Origin of the sequence: Mongoliibacter ruber (assembly GCF_003003005.1) — a bacterium.
Classification (GTDB): Bacteria; Bacteroidota; Bacteroidia; order Cytophagales; family Cyclobacteriaceae; genus Mongoliibacter; species Mongoliibacter ruber.
The window spans coordinates 298392-316748 of record NZ_PVTR01000005.1 but is presented as its reverse complement, the minus strand read 5'-3'; the positions used below and the strand labels follow the sequence as shown (position 1 = coordinate 316748).

Here is an 18357-nt window from a genome sequence, read left to right as displayed (position 1 = left end):
AGATAGCTCAAGTTATCGTGGTTTAATCAAGCAATAGGAAATAGGCTAATACTAGCCTTGCAAACTATTGCAATTATTTTGCAATTGCTTGCAAACGTTTGCATGATTAAAAAATAATTAATTGCTTTCAAACCTTATCAATTAATAATTATTACCCAATCAATCTATGTTTATGGAAAAACTTTACAAAAGCTTAAGTGTATTCATACTACTCTTAGTGCTTTCCAGCGCCACAGCGCTGGCACAAAGAACAGTAACGGGTACGATCCTCGATGAGTTCGGGGACGGACTCCCGGGAGTAACTGTTTTAGTCAAAGGAACCACCACTGGTACCGCGACTGACATTGATGGAAAATATTCACTCAATGTACCTAGCGACCAAAGTGTGTTGGTATACTCTTTTATTGGCTATACAGCAGTCGAGCAAGTAGTCGGAAATAGGTCTGTAATTGACCTTACAATGAATCCTGATGAAAGGCAATTGACCGAATTGGTCATCACAGGTTATACTATTGATAGCCGTCGTGAAACCACTGGTGCGATTTCAACTGTAAATCCTAAAGACCTTACCATTATACCTACTGGAAACATCGAGCAAACCCTACAAGGTAGGATTGCGGGTGTAACGGTAGTAACCAATGGTCAACCAGGTACCCAGTCTCAAATCAGGGTGCGTGGTTTTGGTGCTTTTGGTGGTAATGAGCCTCTTTACATTGTGGATGGTGTACCTGTAGGAAATACAGACTTCATCAACCCAGATGATATTGAATCTACTACAGTATTGAAAGATGCTGCTGCGGCTTCTATTTATGGTGCCAGGGCAGCAAACGGTGTTATTATCTATACCACCAAAAGAGGATCTAGAAAAGCACAAAAGATGCGTTTCGATTACAATGGTATGACAGGTTGGACATTCCCAGGTGTAGGCTTGGACATGACTAATCCTCAACAATATGCTGACATCACTTGGCAGGCAGAAAGAAATCAAGCAAGGTTAGATGGCAGAGAACCAAATTTCGCTGGTATTCACCCGCAATTCGGAGGAGGCCAACAGCCTGTATTACCATACTATATTAACGTTGGTGGTCAAGCTGGTGTACCAGGACCATTGTCACCTGCTCAAATAGAAGAGCAAAGAGCCTTATATAATATTGATCCAGGAGCAGGTTCAATCCATCAATTGGTAAGAGCTGCAACAGGTGAAGGAACTGATTGGTATGGAGCTATCACAAGAGTAGCACCTATCCAAAGACATTCTTTGGGTTTCTCTGGCGGTACTGAAACCAGCCGTTATTTCTTCGGTTTGGGTATTCAAGACCAAGGTGGTATTCTATTAGGGAATGACTTTAGAAGAATATCACTTAGAGCTAACTCTGAGCATGACCTAGGAAGTAAAGTGCGAATAGGACAAAACTTCCAAGCTACATACCGTCAAGTCTTAGGACAGACAGGTGGAGCAGGTGGTCAAGGTGTAGCGAGAGATGAAAACGATATCCTTCAAGCTTTCCGTATGCCATCTATTATCCCTGTAAGAGATGAGTTTGGTGGTTATGCAGGTACTGCAGCAAGAGGTTTTAACAATCCTAGAAACCCAGTAGCCAACAGAGAAGGTCTTTTGGATAACAGAAACTTCAATGCCAATGCTTTTGGTAACGTATATATGGAGTTTGAGCCAATTGAGAATTTGACTTTCAGAACATCAATTGGTGGTCAATACAACAATTTCTATAACGTAGGATTCAGCCGTTTGCAATACGAAAACTCTGAAAATAACTCTGCATTCGGATATAATGAAGGATCAGGTTATTTTTTCAGTTGGACATTTACCAACACTGCACAGTGGAGAAAGACTATTGGAATGCATTCATTTGATGTGATTGTAGGTCAGGAAGCTTTGAATACAGGTGTTTTCAGAAACATCAACGCAGTTGGTCAAAATCCATTCTCAAGAGATCCTAACTTCATTACTATCTCTAACCTACCAGTTCCTACAAGAATCGTAAACTCAAGTCAGGGATTAGGTGTGAATTTCTTGTCTTATTTCTCAAGGGTTAACTATACCTTGAATGACAAATACTTGTTCTCTGCTGTAGTTAGAAGAGATGGTTCATCCAGATTTGGTCCTAACTTCCGTTATGGTACTTTCCCAGCATTCTCAGCTGCATGGAGACTTTCTTCTGAAAGCTTTATGGCATCTGCGACTTGGTTGGATGATTTGAAAATCCGTGGTGGTTGGGGACAAATGGGTAACTCCAATAACGTAGATCCTAACAACCAATTCTCTCTATTTGCAGGTAACGTAGGACTTTCTTCTTATGATATTGCAGGTACAAACTCTTCTGCTGTGATAGGTTTTTACAGATCTAGAATCGGTAACCCTGATGCACGTTGGGAAACTGCTGTGACCAAAAACGTTGGTTTTGATGGATCAGCCTTCGGTGGAAGATTGGATGTAATTGTTGATTTGTGGCAAAAAGACACCAGGGACTTGTTGTTCCAAGTTCCAATCCCTTCCGTATCAGGATTTAGAGCGGCTGCACCTGCAGTTAACATCGGTGAGATGATGAACCGTGGTTTAGATATCTTGGTTGCCACCAGAGGTAACTTATCTAATGATTGGACATATGAATTGCAAGTAAATGGTGGTTTCTTGAAAAACGAAATCGTTTCTCTGGCCCCAGGTCTTGATTTCATTACCTCAGGAAATGCTAACCCTAACTTTAGAGGAATTCAGCCAATCAGAAATGCAGTTGGACAACCATTGTCTTCATTCTTTGGATACCAAGTAGATGGATTGTTCCAATCTGATGAAGATGTAGCTAGTCATGCCTCTCAGCCAGGTGCTGCTCCAGGGAGATTCAAGTACCGTGATGTAAACGGTGATGGTGAAATCACTCCAGACGATAGGATTTTCTTGGGTGCTCCGGTACCGTCCTTTACAGGTGGTATGAACTTCACTGTAGGATACAAAAACTTTGATTTATCTGCATACTTCTATGGAACATATGGTAACAAAATATGGGCCCAGTGGAGATGGTTTACTGACTTCTACCAAACATTTGAAGGAGCTGCTATTTCTACTAGACTATTAGATGCTTGGTCTCCAGAAAACCCAACTTCTAGTATTCCTCAGGTAGAAAGAACAGCAAATGAAAGTACTTCAACTGTAGGTAATAGCTACTATGTAGTTGATGGTTCTTATTTGAGATTACAGAATTTGACTCTGGGTTATACCATGCCACAGTCTTTGTTGCAAAGATGGAAGATAGAAAGACTTAGAGTCTTTGGATCTGCCAACAACTTGTGGACTTTGACAGGATATGATGGACTTGACCCAATGGTTGGAGGCGATGTAGATTTGGCCTTCGGTGTGGATGTTGGTAACTACCCTGTAACAAGGCAGTATACTATTGGTTTAAATTTAAGTTTCTAACCAAACATTCTGTGATACATAGTGTTAACAGCAAAAATTCATAGACTTATTATATTATGAAAAAATTTAAATTTCAAATTGCGGCAGCCTTAACAGCGGGAATCATGCTGGTAGGTACAAGCTGCGAAGACTTCTTGGATGTTCCTGTGGTAGGACAGCTTTCTGAAGCTCAGTTGACTTCTCTTGCGGGAATTGATGCTGCTTTGATAGGTGCCTATTCACAAGTAAATGGTAGGGACCAGAGAATGTCATCTCCATCCAACTGGGTATGGGGAAGTATTAGAGGGGGAGATGCCAATAAAGGTACTGACCCAGGTGATTTTGCCACCATCAATCCAATTCAAAGGTTTGAGGCTAATCCAACCATTGATGTGATTGAAAACAACTGGCAAGGTCTATATGAAGGGATTGCTAGGGTAAACAGTGCTCTGAGGCTTTTAGATAATAGGGCTGATGATGTGACTGATGCTCAGGCCGCTAATATTGAAGGTCAAGCTAGGTTCTTAAGAGGGCATTATTACTTTTCTCTTTGGAGAAATTTCAACAGAGTCCCTATTTTGGATAAAGATATGGATTATGGCCGTGAGGGATTTGATGAATTGACCAATGATCAAGACGTACTTCCTTTTGTGATTGCTGATTTCCAGTTTGCAGTTGATAATTTACCAGCTACACAAGCACAAGTTGGTAGAGTAAATTCTTGGGCAGCTAAATCTTATTTGGCGAAAGTCTATATGTTCCAGCAAAGGTTCTCAGATGCCAAACAACTGTTTGACGATATCATTGCCAATGGTGTTACTTCAAATGGTTTGACTTATGGACTTGTACCATATTATGATGACATGTTCAGAGGTGTGAATGACAACCACCAAGAGTCTATCTGGGCCTATCAAGCTGCTGCTGGTACAGGTTCTGTTAACAATGCCAACCCTGAATTTGATTTGAACTTCCCATACAATACCGGTCCAAATGGTCCTGGTAACTGCTGTGGGTTCTTCCAGCCATCTTTCACATTTGTGAATTCATTCAGGACTAATTCTGAAGGTTTGCCATTGTTGGATAATTCATTCAATCAGCCAGCAAATAGAGTAGCAAATGATCAGGGTATTGGTTCAGCGCAACCATTTACTCCTGATGCAGGTCCTTTGGATCCAAGATTGGATCACACTGTAGGCAGAAGAGGTATTCCTTATTTGGATTGGCAAGATCATCCAGGTGAAGCTTGGATCCGTAACCAGCCAAATGGTGGTCCTTTCTCTCCTAAGAAGTATGTGTATGAAAGATCTGAGCAAGGTTCTTTCCAAGACAACTCTTCTTGGACTCCGGGCTATACTGGTATCAACTTTATGATTATAAGATTTGCAGACGTATTATTGATGGCTGCAGAAGCTGAAGTTGAGTTGGGCAACCTAGAAAGAGCTAGAGAATTGGTAAATAGAGTCAGAGAAAGAGCTATGAACTCTCCAATTGTAAGAGATAATGGTGAGATGGCTGCCAACTACAATGTTGGTCTGTATAATTCAGCTTGGTCTGATGCCAACACTGCTAGAGCAGCTGTTAGGTTTGAAAGAAAATTGGAATTAGGAATGGAAGGTCATAGATTCTATGATTTGATCAGATGGGGTATAGCAAAAGAAGAATTGGATTTCTACTTTGCTTTAGACGGTTCAATATTACAAGCCGCCCTTGGAGGATCAAGCTTCACTCCTGGAAGAGATGAGTGGTTGCCACTTCCTCAGTTTCAAATTGACTTAATGGGTGCTGACAGATTGATACAAAACCCTGGTTATTAAGAATAAATAATTCTTAATAAATATGTATTCAAAGGGATGGCACAAGCCATCCCTTTGTTTTTTTAAACCTTTTAGCTTGAAATTTCACCAAAAATATTTCGGGTTTTAGTAATTAAATCCCAATATTTGATTTCAATTACAACCCATCACAAGCCTTCAAGTTCCTATGAGAATTGTCCTGATCATATGCTGTTTATTCCTCTTTTTACAATCCTGCAATCAATCACCTGAAACTCTATTCATCCTTAAATCTCCAAAGGATACAGGCATACTTTTTAACAATGAAATAGTAGAAACAGATACTTTTAATATCCTTACAGATGAATATATATTCAATGGTGGAGGGGTAGCTGTAGCGGATTTCAACAATGATGGCTTGCCGGACTTGTATTTTACTGGAAATCAGGTAGCCAATAAGCTGTATATCAATAAAGGGGATTTAAAATTTGAAGACATTACAGCGGGATCAGGAACTGCTGCTGCTGATCGATGGAGTACAGGAGTGACAGTTGTAGATATCAATGGGGATGGATTGATGGATATTTATGTGTGTGCTGCCATGTACTCAGATGCTGAGCGACGTGCAAATATGTTATTTGTCAATCAGGGCCTAGACGAAGATGGAAATCCTTATTTTGAAGAACAAGCAGAGAAATACGGTATAGCTGAGGTGGGCAATAGCATGATGGCTACTTTTTTTGACTACAACAATGACGGTCATCTAGACTTGTATGTGCTGAATAATGAACAGAATAAAGCCATCCCTTCCAATTACAGAGAAAAAATTACAGATGGATCTGCTGTGAATAATGATAGACTTTATAAAAACAATGGTGATGGCTCTTTTACGGATGTAACCATTGAAGCTGGCATAACCATTGAAGGTTTTGGATTAGGCATTGCTGTTCAGGATATCAATTTTGACGGTTGGCCTGATATCTACATCTCCAATGACTATACACCAAACGATATTCTGTACATCAACAATCAGGATGGCACTTTTTCTAATCAAACCAAATCTTACATCCGACATCAAAGTATGTTCTCCATGGGATCGGATATTGCCGATTACAATAACGATGGTTATCCTGACATCATAACACTGGACATGTTGGGTGAACATAATTACCGCAAAAAGACTACCATTGCTAAAAACCCCTACCAAACCTATATCTCCAATGAACAGTGGGGGTATGAATACCAACATGTGCGCAATATGTTGCATGTAGGCAATGGTCCTGAAATCCCATTCAGTGAAATTGGTTTTATGGCAGGTGTTTACCAAACTGATTGGTCTTGGTCACCGCTTTTTGTAGATATGGACAATGACGGTAAAAGAGACCTGTTGATCACCAATGGATTTCCCCGTGACATTACAGATAAAGATTTTGCCAATTACCGTGCGGATGTAGGTGGGGTGGCTAGTACGAGACAACTTTTAGACTCAATACCAATTGTCAAAATTCCAAATTATTCCTACAGAAATAAGGGAGATTGGACTTTCGAAGATGTAGGAAATGATTGGGGATTGAATGTTCCCTCATTTTCCAATGGGGCTGTTTTTGTAGATTTGGATGGAGACGGGGATTTGGATTATGTGGTCAATAACATCAATGATCCAGCTTTTGTGTTTGAAAATACGCTTAATTCAACATCCTCAACCCATAAATACCTTAGGGTAAAATTGAAAGGGGTGAAAGAAAATCCAATGGGAATTGGAGCAAAAGTGGTTGTGAGGACCTCAGAAGATGAATTCTTATATCATGAACAACAGATTTCAAGAGGTTATATGTCGGCTGTGGAAGATGTGGTTCATTTTGGACTGGGTGAAATTACACAGCCTTTGCAGCTTGAGATTTTTTGGCAAGATGGGACTTATCAAAAGATCAAAGATTTACAATCCAATCAGGTGGTTATGGTGCAACAGAGTGATGCAGAAAGAGTCGATTTGGCTTCACTTGCTTTTCCTTTTGTTCCAAAGAATGTAAATCCATTGTTGGTAGAAAAATCCAATACCCTTCAGGTAAATTATGTCCATGAGGAGGACGATAAAATTGATTATAACATACAAAGGACCATACCTCACAAATTGACTCAATTTGGTCCCAGTTTGGTAGTTGGGGATATCAACAGGAATGGCAGAGAAGACTTTATAGTAGGCAGTGCTGCTGGGAAAACACCTGTGGTCTTTCTGCAAAATGAAGATGGAACCTTTGAGGAAAACCCCCTTTTCACCAACGAATCAGATATGAGGTTTGAAGAAATGGGAATGATACTTTTTGATGTGGACAATGATGGAGATTTGGACCTTTATATGGTTTCCGGTAGTTCAGAATTCAGACCTGGATCAGAAGAATATATTGATAGACTTTGGATAAATGATGGCAAGGGTAATTTCACAGCGGCAGATACCGAGAATAATGCAAAAGTAGAGGCCAGTGGCTCGGTGATCCGGGCTGCAGATTTTGATGGAGATGGATTTATGGATTTGTTTGTCGGAGGACGTAGCCCAATAGGTCAGTATCCCATGCCCGAAAAGTCATTTATTCTGAAAAATGAAAATGGTCAACTCAGGGATGTGACAGATGAAGTAGCTCCAGGATTAAGAAATATAGGGATGGTAACTGACGCATTGTGGACAGATGTGGATGGCGATGGAGTGTTGGATTTAATGGTAGTGGGTGAGTTGATGCCGATTACCATATTCCAAAATACAGGAGGGAAGTTTGAAAAAATGAGAAATACCGGCCTTGAGGAATATCTTGGTTGGTGGAATAGTCTTGCTTCAGGAGATTTCAATGGGAATGGTAAGGTGGATTATGTAGTGGGGAACTTAGGTGCTAATAATTATTACCACCCTACCAAAGAGAGACCTGTAAAAGTATACGCCAAGGACTTTGACAGTAATCAAAGTATAGACCCAGTTATTTTTGCCTATTTCAAAGATAATGGAGGTAACTATATTTCTGTTCCCACACATTCGTGGGATGATTTGTATGGGCAAAGTACCCTTTTTAGAAGAAAATTTACCCGGTACAAGGAGTACGCCAGGACTACTGAAGAAACTTTGTTTACCGCTCAGGAATTAGAGGGAGTTACCAAGTTAGAAGGTAACTATGACAGAAGTAGTTTTATCGAAAATTTAGGAAACGGTAAATTCAAAGTACATGAATTGCCACTTCTTGCCCAGACAGCACCAGTCAATGGATTAGCAGTAGATGATATCAATGGTGATGGCCATTTGGATGTATTGTTGATTGGCAATGATTACGGGAATGAGGTCTTTTCTGGGAGGTATGATGCATTCAATGGACTGGTCTTGTTGGGAAATGGCAAAGGAGAATTTGAAACAGTCCGTGCTATTGAAAGTGGGTTTGTAGTGCCTGGAGATGCCAAGTCCATGGCCATGGTTATAGGTGCAGATGGTGTAATGAATTACCTGTCTACTCAAAACAGGTCAAAGCTTTTGATCCATCAAGCTAAAAGTTCTAAGCCAGGCCAAATGTACAATGCTCCTGCAAAATTCCACACCTTGATACTTGAGTTGGAAAATGGGAAGTCTCAAAAAATTGAATTGTATAATCGGTCTGGATTTTTGAGTAATTCTTCGCCTGCCATTCTTCTCCGGGAAAATGTGAAATCTATTAAAGGTGTTGACTATAAAGGGAATCAAGAGGATTTGACGCTTTCGGGTGAACAGATTGGGATGAAGTGAAGCATGGTTTTAAGTGTGTCCCAGGTTTGTATTTACTTCAGATCTCTCTCCCGACAGTAGTACGGGATACCAATGACATATTTGTAGGGACCGTCACGCTGAGATTTTAACATTTAGGATGACGTACACCAACTGTCATTTTCTTTCTGTAAATGCTTAATTTTAAAAACTCCCTATGACTATGACTATTAAATATTTCACGCAACGCTCGCAGCGATTTCGCAGCGGCCGCCGCGAGAAAACAATTGTCATTTCCTTTCTGTAAATGCCAAATTTTAAAAACTCGAGATGACAAGGTGAGGCAATTCAAAGAACTCATTCTCAAAAATTGAATTAAGCTTCGTAAATCGTACTTCCTAAATCAAAAATTTTTGAGACTCTGACGCCGATGTGAGTGTCTTCACTCACATCCAAAAAAACATCGTCCATGCCTACGGCACTTTAAGACCCATACCTAATCTTTAATCCCGGCAATAAATTACCGGGCTGTTATTTCGGTTATGCCATGCCTACGGCAGGAAATCCTACGGCATTGGGTCATCGTCAAAGATATGTGAGCCTAAAAGACTCTCCATGGCCCTTTCATCCTTTCTTTAGATTGTTAAAGGTTAAAAATGTTAAAAGTTAAGTTGGCGTTTTTGCAGGGTCTGCCCTCTACCTATGACCTTGTAAAACCAACTTTCACCTAAGGTTCACTTTTCTCGCATCTCGCTTCTCGTATCTTGAACACAACCCTCCACCTACGTCTCACCCATTCTTACCTATACAAATCCCCGATATCCGCCTCGCATATCTCAATCATCAACTTACCCACTTTTTTGCAGACTTCATCAAAATACCTTTTGCCCTTTTCGGCGCTGGCCTTTTTGGGATTTCCAATACCGGTGTCTTCGGTTACCTGAGACCATCTTCTCTCTGCCCAGGCCCACTTTTCTTTGAGGGTCTCTATACGTGGTTGTTTTTCATTTCCTTCTCCCGCTTCTTCCAAAGGGGAAACCAATTCAGGGTGTAAATGCAAGATCAAACTCGTTTCCATTTCATCGGCGTGATCTCCCGCTTCCTCAAAATATTTACTTCTATCCAATGACTGAAACCAATTGCAGGTCATCAATAACATTTCGGGGAACTCAAGTCCAAGTTCTCGCAACATGGTTTTAAAATCATTGCCACCATGACTGTTGACAATCAGGAATTTCTTTATTCCTTGACGGTTTAGAACAGTCAGTATATCGCGAATGATCGCCATTTGTGTACTTGGATTCATGTTGATGTCAAGATAAATATCATGTTGTCCAGTATTTACACCAAAGGGAATGGTTGGCAGAACAGTTACTTTTGCTCCTTTTTCCCATGCGAGTCTTCCCGATTCAGCGGCTATAGCATCTGCTTCATAAATATCTGTCCCATATGGCATATGGTAATTATGTGCTTCTGTAGCTCCCCAAGGCAATACTGCCAATTCAAAGCGATCTTCTTTCAGGTTCTTCCAGTTGTTTTCAGAGAGTATGTAAGGTCTCATAAGGTTATATTTTTAACGTTTTATCCTATTTCATCGGAATTTTTCGAGATTGAACTTGCTAGGTCTAAAAATCTTCAGCTCATCAAGAAATGAACTCAATTCTTTCACGCTACTAGGTTTTGTGTCCCGTTTTTTCCGTGTCAAATCACTATTGAAGTTAAGATTGTTTTTCGATATATGTCAATAGACTTTTACCAATGGTGGATACTTTTTTAATTTTTTTATAAAAGTTTAAAGAAGTCCTTGATATTTTTAAGATATTGTTGTCTCGTTGGTTTGTGAATCATCTAATCTTAAAAATATCGAATCCCATGTCAAACAGAAGGTCATTCCTGAAAAAATCCCTACTCGGAAGTTCTTTGATTTTACCGAGTGGTTTAGCAAGTGCATCGGCTTCTTTTTTCAAAAAGTCTTTATCAGAAAAACAGAAACCTCTAATTTTATCTACCTGGGAACACGGTATGCCTGCCAATGACCGCGCTTGGGAAGTATTGATGCAGTCTGACAATATCGTGGATGCTGTGGAAGAGGGGGTGAAGGTTACCGAGCTAGACATGGATAACCTTTCGGTAGGTCTTCAGGGGCTGCCGGATAGAGAAGGTATTCCCACGCTTGATGCTTCGATCATGAAAGGGGACGGGTCCTGTGGTACAGTCGCTTTTGTAAGACAAGTAAGGCACCCTATTTCATTGGCCAGAAAAGTGATGGACGAAACGCCGCATGTAATGTTGGCTGGTGAAGGAGCAAGACAATTTGCCATAGCGCAGGGTTTCCCTATGGAGGAAGAAACGCTCAGTCCCAGGGCTGAAGAGATGTATCAAGAGTGGAAAATTGAATCAAAATACAAACCCATCATCAATATAGAGAATCACGATACCATAGGCATGATCGGCATTGGGGCAGATGGGAAAATGGCGGGTTCCTGTACCACCTCTGGGTTGGCCTTTAAAATGCATGGTAGGGTTGGAGACAGTCCCATCATTGGGGCAGGGCTTTATGTGGATGATGAAGTAGGTGCTGCCACCGCTACCGGCCTAGGTGAATCCATTATAAGGATATGCGGGAGTTTCCTGATTGTAGAATTGATGCGTCAGGGACGGACACCACAAGAAGCATGTGAGGAAGCAGTCAAAAGACTTGTGGCTAAAAACAGTAAAGATATCAAAGACATTCAAGCAGGATTTCTTGCAGTCAACAAAGATGGTGAGTATGGTGCTTATGCCGTACATCCTGGTTTTAATTTCGCCAAGCATCATCAAACTGACAAATCATTGGTAGATTCTAAAAGTTGGTTTAAATAATGGGGATTTTACTCGAAGCACCTGTTTTTACCTTGGAAGCTGCCTTGAAAGCAGCTGAATATGGGGTAAATAGACTTGAACTTTGCGCCGATTTTGGTGAAGGTGGTACTACGCCTAGTGTAGGGACTTTTGATTTTTTGAAGTCAGAATTATCTATCCCGATTTTTGTGATGATAAGACCAAGGGGGGGAGATTTTATATATAGCAAAGAGGAATTGAAAGTCATGGAAAATGACATCAGATTCCTAAGAAATTTAGGTGCCGATGGTTTTGTTTTTGGAGCATTGGATGAAGTGGGTCAAGTGAATCAGGATGCCTGCCAAAAACTTATTTATGCCGCTGAAGGACTTCCCTGTACTTTTCACAGAGCCTTTGACATTACAGTAGAGAAGAGATTGGCCTTGGAAAGTATCATTGACTGTGGTTTTTCCCGAATCCTTACTTCCGGTGGTGAAAATACCGTCACGCTAGGAATGCAGAATATTAAAAATTTCATGACTTGGGCTGGGAATAGGATTATCATTATGCCAGGAGGTGGAAGCAGGCCTGATCATGTCTTGGAATTGAAGCTCTTAGGCAATTTAAAGGAAGTTCATGCAAGTTGTAAAACTTTCCGTTTGTCTAAAAGCAGGTACAATCACCCAAGTGTATGTTTGTCCACGGATCAGGAAGCTTTCAATAATGTGCTGACAATTGACAGGTATCAAGTGCAGGAATTTTTAAAGGTGTTGTAAGGATGACTGAAAGAGAAAAACTTCTAAATGGAGATTTTTATAATTCCAGAGATACTGAATTGTTGGAAATGTACCATCAATCCAAAGAGTTGATTCAAAAATGGCAGAATCTATCTTCCAGAGATGATTTGGGTAAAATGGAAATCCTGAAAGAATTGCTCGGGTCGGTTGGGGAAGGAGTGTGGATAGAAGCACCTTTTTACTGCGATTATGGCAAGCATATTTTCATCGGAGAAAATACCTTCATCAACACAGGTGGGGTGATGTTGGATTGTAATTTGATCAAAATTGGAAAGAACGGCCTGATTGGACCCAACGTCCAAATTTACACTGCGACACATCCTTTATTGGCTTCTGAAAGGATTTTGAGTCCTTCACCTGATACAGCGCCTTACCTCACAAAAGCACTTCCTGTGACAATAGGAGACAATTGTTGGATTGGTGGTAATTCGATTATCTTACCTGGGGTAAAAATTGGGGATAATAGCACGATAGCTGCAGGTTCCATTGTCACCAAGGACATACCTTCAAATGTCTTAGCCATGGGGAATCCCGCAAGAGTTGTCAAAAAACTTGAATAATATTGAAATAGTTGTTTTCAATTGATATTAAAATACTCATTTTTGGTATTGCGTTAAATACTTTAGAGTTTAGAATATCACCTATGAAAGTCAGTCCTTTGTATTTTTTTATAGTTCTCATTCTTATTTCTTGTAATTCAAATAAACCGAATGAAAAAGATGATTTGGCTTTGGTAAAGGAATTGTCTCTTACAGAAGGTGAACTGACAGGGAAAACACTTGCGGATGCTTATTGTGGGGCTTGTCATGTAAAGCCGGAGCCTGATTTGTTAGATAAGCTAACTTGGCAAACTTCTGTATTGCCAGATATGAGACGGAGAATGGGTTTGATCTTAGAAGAGGATTTTGGTCATGCAGTAGGTGAAGATATCGATGCACCAGCTGGTATTTATGCCGCAGAACCTTTGATTTCCAGGGAAGATTGGGCATTGATGGAGTCATATTACCTCGAAAATGCTCCTGATAAATTGGCAGAGAATGCTCTTGACTTTGGGTTATTGCCGGAAAACAGTTCATGGCGACTTAAGGAACCTAGTACCAATAAAAAAAGACCGAATTTGAGCACTTTTGTTAGATGGGAAGATAGAGGTAAGGTTCTTTTTGTAGGAGACCGGTACAGGCAAGTTTTTAAATTTGATATGAAAAATAACCTTATCCTTGACTCAATTCAGGTGACAAGTCCAGCTTCAGATATACTTTTTCAGGGAGAAAATAGCTTTGACTTGCTTACAATGGGAGTGATGGATCCTTCTAATACATCTATTGGAAGGCTTGAATCTTTTAGGGGTTTTGATGAAAATGCTGCCAACCTGCTATTGGATAGCCTTACCCGTCCTGTCCATTTTTCCTATGCAGATCTGACTGGAAATGGAGAGAATGAATTGATCGTTTGCCATTTTGGACATCATGTAGGTAAACTGACCTGGTACGAAAAATCAGGCAATGGATATACCATGAACTATTTGAACAACAGGCCTGGTGCGAGAAGAACGATCATTGAAGATGTCAATGGAGATGGTAAGCCTGATGTCATTGCATTGATGACGCAAGCCAAGGAAGGGGTTTACGTATACCTCAATCAGGGCAAGGGAAAATTCAAAGAATACGAATGGTTGTCGTTTTCACCTCTGTTCGGAAGTTCAGATTTCGTGTATGAGGATATTGATGGAGATGGACATAAGGATATAGTGCTTGTCTCAGGAGATAATGCCGACTTGTCTCCCATACTGAAGCCTTACCATGGATTGCGGATTTTCCTCAATGATGGAAAAAACAATTTTGCAGAAAGTTATTTTCAACCTTTTCATGGTGCCAGTGCTCTGATTGTTGAAGATTTCACGGGTAATGGTCATAAAGATATTGCTGTGATTTCATATTTCCCTAAGAGAGACGAAGGTCAAAAGGCAAACTTTTTATTTTTTGAGAATCATGGAGAATTGGCTTTTTCGCTTTCCAAAAAACAGGCCCTTGGAGAATGGTCACTGATGACTATGGACACGGGAGATATCACAGGAAATGGAAAAAAAGACTTGATTTTAGGAGGCTTTGATTTTGCCAGTATGCGTGCTTTTCCTCCTGGAGATTGGGTTCCGTTTTTGATTTTGGAAAACCACTACTAAATAGTTTTTTTGAATTGCACATAACTGTTTTGACCGATAAATATTCTTGAATAATACTTTTATAAAGTATTTGGTTTTGATTAGTGAGAATAAAGTCTTAATTTATAAGGCTCACATAATCCAAAATAACCATGGTAAAAAGTTTTCAAGGCGTCAGGGTAGTAGAAGGAAAAAAAACTGCCGCTCCCATAATGGTCAAAGACCACATGAGTACCAATCTAGTCACATTCTATCCCGAAGATTCTATTGATCATGTGCTTGAAATGTTGACCAAAAGAAAGATATCAGGTGCCCCAGTGATCAATCATGACGGGAACTTGGTGGGAATTATTTCAGAAGTAGATTGTCTCAAAGAAATCATCAAAGGAAAGTATTCCAACACCCCTTCTTTTCCCGGGAAAGTAGAGGAACATATGACAATAAATGTATTGACTCTATCTCCCGAAATGTCACTTTTTGACGCAGCACAGAAGTTTCTGGAATTGAAAATCCGTAGGTTTCCGGTTTTAAAAGATGGCAACCTAGTAGGTCAGATCAGTTTATCAGATATCATTAGGGCATTCCCAAAATTGAAAGAGACGACTTGGTAAAAAAGTTGCTAACTGTTTTATGCTTAAGAGTTATTGAAATATATGTTACCGCATGTTTGCACTTAGGATTTAGAAAACCAAAACATTTCACTTTATCCTAACCTTTATTTTAGGTACAGCAGGGGAGGATGAATTTCGACCGGGCCTGCCTGGATGATCACGGCAGACAGGCCAGCGAAGGCCATGTGGGCTGATAGGATTCGAAATTCTAGCCCCGATCGCTATCGGGGTTGGCTACTTTTTCATCATGGAAAAAGTAGCTTTATAAATAAAAATTAATTGAAAGTGAACATTTAGAATAAAATTAAAACAAGAATTGCTTACGGGCACTTAATCGAGTACACATATATATTGGAAAAGCTTTAGGTATTTCATATTCCTAAAGCTTCTTCATATTGTTCAGAAAAAGAATCTGATGAATTTTTTCTTATCTAAAGAATTAGTAGTTTGCGATTTCTACTAATTCTTGTTGTGATGATCAAAAGAAGTTTTTACCTGCTTTGCGTTGGGGTCTTTATATTTTCCTGTACAAATTCAGAGAAGGGTATAAAAGAAACACCCACAAAGACTTTTCAACTTGCTGATGAAACCATCCAGCTGGATCTCCCGGACGGTTGGGGGCATTTTGGACACAAACTCTTCTCTGCCAATGACAATATTTACCTTTTCAACTACTCGATGAATAGCATTGCTGTTTATGATCTTTCCAATTTTGATTTACAATCTGTGACCACTTTTGATAAAGAAGGGCCAGATGGAGTTGGTAGTAGCATTGGAGACATTCAGGTGGATGAGCGAGGGGATTACTGGATAGCATCTCAACTGGAAGAGATTTTTCATGTAAGTCCTGAAGCAAAAGTTATCAACCGCTACAAACTCAATACTGATGAACTTTCTGAAAGGGGAGTTTCAGCGATGACTTTTAGTTTCATTCAAGAAGGAAAGAAAATTTACCACCCTTCCTTGCCACAGGTTTTCAAATGGACTGAGTTGAGTCCTGAGGAAATAGCTGCTATGCCGAATTTGGTAGCTTATGATTTGGAAGAAGGAGTTTATGAGGACCTGAATGATTTTGATCTTGGGTTTTTAGGAGACAATCTCAACAAATTGATTATCCCCTCTATTGCTTACGGAAAAAATGGAGAGATATTGATCAACCATAATTTCCGTGACCTTTATGTTTACAAAAATGGCAGTGTAGAACAGTTTTATGCTGGAATATCTACTTTTCCAAATGATCCTCCGGTATCCTCTGTGGATATGTTTGAGGACATGATGGAAGTGATGCGTATCATCAGTTTCAGCGATATGTATGAGTCAGTCAGTTTTTTTCCTAAACAAAATGTTTATGTGAGGAAAGCAAAATTTGCCGAAAGTCCAGAAGACGGTATGGATGCAGATGGTCAATTTTTGCAGTCAACATGGGGCCTTGTTTTCTTAGACGAAGATTTCAATCATTTGGGAGAATTGGTTTTACCGGAATCCATGGCCAATGGCAATTACCTTTTTGATACCGAGAAAGGGTTCTGGTACAGCACGGATCATCCCAATAATCCAGAAGTCGATGAGGAAGTTCTTCAGTTTAGGTTGATTAAAGTGGATAATTAAATATAACCGGCGACTTTATACATCGTAATTCCAATCCATTCCTTAAACAGCCTATGCCAAGTAGAAATGCTATTTGGATCAGGATAAAAAAGGCTAGGTATGTTGAATTTAATGTCATGTGCGTAGTAGTCCACAGGAAAGGATTCCGTTTGTAAACCTACCTTATCGAAGCAGCCTTTAGATCGGTACATGTGAAAAGCAGAGGTAATCAGCAGAAATTCCTGGTTAGTATGGTATCCATTTTCTATGAGTGTTTCTTTGGCCAAAACGGCATTTTGGTAAGTGTTTTTGGCTTGGTTCTCCACCATAATATCCTCTTCGGGTATTTCTGCCAATAGCATCACATCCCGCAGCCATTCTGCTTCCGTATTGGGGTTGACAGGATTCAGGCCTTGTCCACCAGTGATGAGGATTTTTTTGATTTTCCCTAATTTGTACAATTGAATGGCATGGGTGACCCTGTCTGCCCCTTTGTCAAAAAAGGTGCGGTCGTATGCTGTTTTGCTCAAATTGGTGACTCCTGTCAAGACAATACCTACCTCATAATCAGGCAAGGTATCAAAAGCTTTGAAATCTGGTTCCCAAGCCAACATGCACAGGTTTGAGATAAATGGATTGCTGAAAAAGAGAAGCAAAATAAATCCAGTCAAGATTAATTTTTTGGCATAGACTTTTTTATGCAAAATAAATCCTGCAGCAAACAAGACAATAATAAAGGTAAGGGGCATTGCTAGAAAACTCAGGAACTGGGAGAGGTAAAAGAACATAGCTGTATTTTTCAGGCAATATAAAGCAGACTGAATCTAGGCTCCAAATATGTGCAAAGCAATCAGAGGAAAATTAGAAAAACTAAAGGAAAAAGAGGGAAATAGATAGAAACACTAAGAAAGCTAAGAAGGCTAACACCAAATGGTTTGAATTGGAGCTGTTTTCTTCCTGCTCCATATCTTCTAAAAAAAGTTCTGAGCTTTGTTCGCTGATTTGGTGAAGGTTGTGGTACTGCAGTTGCCTTTCCGGAATATTACCTGCCCTGTCTAGGATGGAAGTATTGCCGGATTTTCGGATTTTGGTATGTTTTTTTCTTACAACCATGCTATAATTTAGGGAAAACAAATCGTTTAACAAAATTTCATTGGTTTTTATCCAGCAAATATCGCTGATGTGCGCAGATGGTTTGACGGTAAAATTTAATTTTTCAGATTTAAAAGCAATCTAAAACTTACTAATCTGCAGTCTAAATAGTTTGGCCAAATTGATTTACCGCCAGGCTGTGCCCCCGGCATAAATCTTTGAGTCCTTAAAACAATTGTTAAAGATAATTATTTCAAGAAAATGGTCTTCACGGCCAATAATGATTTCAATATTCTCTTTTTCTCTTTGCGTCTTCGCGTGGAAAAATATTTAAAAACTTACACTTACCCTTTTTCTTTCCCCAATCCCTAAAAGGAATCCTTCTATTCCTTA

At 39.8% G+C, this 18357-nt stretch carries 12 protein-coding genes; 9 read left to right on the top strand and 3 right to left on the bottom strand.

Annotated elements, in window-relative coordinates; genetic code table 11:
• Positions 1-166 precede the first annotated feature (166 nt).
• The 3 genes from CLW00_RS10430 (at position 167) to CLW00_RS10420 (ending at position 8941) form a co-directional block, all read left to right on the top strand.
• Positions 167-3433 (top strand): SusC/RagA family TonB-linked outer membrane protein, encoded by a 3267-nt coding sequence (locus tag CLW00_RS10430; protein WP_106133626.1) that lies wholly within the window; start codon positions 167-169, stop codon positions 3431-3433.
• Between the two features lie 56 nt (positions 3434-3489).
• Positions 3490-5226, top strand: coding sequence for a RagB/SusD family nutrient uptake outer membrane protein (locus CLW00_RS10425; protein WP_106133625.1), 1737 nt, complete (start codon positions 3490-3492; stop codon positions 5224-5226).
• A 166-nt stretch (positions 5227-5392) separates the two neighbouring features.
• Entirely contained in the window at positions 5393-8941 is a 3549-nt protein-coding gene (locus CLW00_RS10420; RefSeq protein ID WP_106133624.1) for a VCBS repeat-containing protein, read from the top strand.
• A 757-nt stretch (positions 8942-9698) separates the two neighbouring features.
• Here CLW00_RS10420 and CLW00_RS10415 read toward each other — a convergent pair.
• Positions 9699-10460, bottom strand: coding sequence for a creatininase family protein (locus CLW00_RS10415; RefSeq protein WP_106133623.1), 762 nt, complete (start codon positions 10458-10460; stop codon positions 9699-9701).
• Positions 10461-10771: 311 nt separating this feature from the next.
• On the opposite strand from CLW00_RS10415, the gene CLW00_RS10410 reads away from it, so the two are divergent.
• From CLW00_RS10410 to CLW00_RS10385, 6 genes are all read left to right on the top strand, one after another.
• Positions 10772-11761, top strand: a complete 990-nt coding sequence (locus tag CLW00_RS10410) for a glycosylasparaginase (protein WP_106133622.1) — start codon at positions 10772-10774, stop codon at positions 11759-11761.
• Positions 11761-12495: a copper homeostasis protein CutC gene (locus CLW00_RS10405; protein ID WP_106133621.1), complete on the top strand. Its 735-nt coding sequence runs from the start codon at positions 11761-11763 to the stop codon at positions 12493-12495. Before CLW00_RS10410 ends, CLW00_RS10405 begins: the two co-directional genes overlap by 1 nt.
• 2 nt (positions 12496-12497) lie before the next feature.
• Positions 12498-13076 (top strand): sugar O-acetyltransferase, encoded by a 579-nt coding sequence (locus CLW00_RS10400; RefSeq protein ID WP_106133620.1) that lies wholly within the window; start codon positions 12498-12500, stop codon positions 13074-13076.
• A gap of 83 nt (positions 13077-13159) precedes the next feature.
• Complete coding sequence (locus CLW00_RS10395; protein ID WP_106133619.1) at positions 13160-14695, top strand: FG-GAP repeat domain-containing protein; 1536 nt, start codon at positions 13160-13162, stop codon at positions 14693-14695.
• Positions 14696-14826: 131 nt separating this feature from the next.
• Positions 14827-15285, top strand: a complete 459-nt coding sequence (locus tag CLW00_RS10390) for a CBS domain-containing protein (protein WP_106133618.1) — start codon at positions 14827-14829, stop codon at positions 15283-15285.
• A gap of 474 nt (positions 15286-15759) precedes the next feature.
• Complete coding sequence (locus CLW00_RS10385; RefSeq protein WP_106133617.1) at positions 15760-16893, top strand: DUF4221 family protein; 1134 nt, start codon at positions 15760-15762, stop codon at positions 16891-16893.
• Here CLW00_RS10385 and CLW00_RS10380 read toward each other — a convergent pair.
• Positions 16890-17660, bottom strand: coding sequence for a YdcF family protein (locus CLW00_RS10380; RefSeq protein ID WP_106133616.1), 771 nt, complete (start codon positions 17658-17660; stop codon positions 16890-16892). The two genes, CLW00_RS10385 and CLW00_RS10380, sit on opposite strands and share 4 nt — an antisense overlap.
• Before the next feature lie 82 nt (positions 17661-17742).
• Entirely contained in the window at positions 17743-17985 is a 243-nt protein-coding gene (locus CLW00_RS10375) for a hypothetical protein (protein ID WP_106133615.1), read from the bottom strand.
• Between the last annotated feature and the right edge of the window lie 372 nt (positions 17986-18357).

Bases quoted from the DNA above. Each gene is read 5' to 3' on its own strand.
- CLW00_RS10415 (WP_106133623.1), bottom strand. From the start codon at position 10,460: ATGAGACCTTACATACTCTCTGAAAACAACTGGAAGAACCTGAAAGAA.
- CLW00_RS10400 (WP_106133620.1), top strand. From the start codon at position 12,498: ATGACTGAAAGAGAAAAACTTCTAAATGGAGATTTTTATAATTCCAGA.
- CLW00_RS10385 (WP_106133617.1), top strand. From the start codon at position 15,760: ATGATCAAAAGAAGTTTTTACCTGCTTTGCGTTGGGGTCTTTATATTT.
- CLW00_RS10425 (WP_106133625.1), top strand. From the start codon at position 3,490: ATGAAAAAATTTAAATTTCAAATTGCGGCAGCCTTAACAGCGGGAATC.
- CLW00_RS10405 (WP_106133621.1), top strand. From the start codon at position 11,761: ATGGGGATTTTACTCGAAGCACCTGTTTTTACCTTGGAAGCTGCCTTG.
- CLW00_RS10375 (WP_106133615.1), bottom strand. From the start codon at position 17,985: ATGGTTGTAAGAAAAAAACATACCAAAATCCGAAAATCCGGCAATACT.
- CLW00_RS10380 (WP_106133616.1), bottom strand. From the start codon at position 17,660: ATGTTCTTTTACCTCTCCCAGTTCCTGAGTTTTCTAGCAATGCCCCTT.
- CLW00_RS10410 (WP_106133622.1), top strand. From the start codon at position 10,772: ATGTCAAACAGAAGGTCATTCCTGAAAAAATCCCTACTCGGAAGTTCT.
- CLW00_RS10430 (WP_106133626.1), top strand. From the start codon at position 167: ATGTTTATGGAAAAACTTTACAAAAGCTTAAGTGTATTCATACTACTC.
- CLW00_RS10390 (WP_106133618.1), top strand. From the start codon at position 14,827: ATGGTAAAAAGTTTTCAAGGCGTCAGGGTAGTAGAAGGAAAAAAAACT.
- CLW00_RS10420 (WP_106133624.1), top strand. From the start codon at position 5,393: ATGAGAATTGTCCTGATCATATGCTGTTTATTCCTCTTTTTACAATCC.
- CLW00_RS10395 (WP_106133619.1), top strand. From the start codon at position 13,160: ATGAAAGTCAGTCCTTTGTATTTTTTTATAGTTCTCATTCTTATTTCT.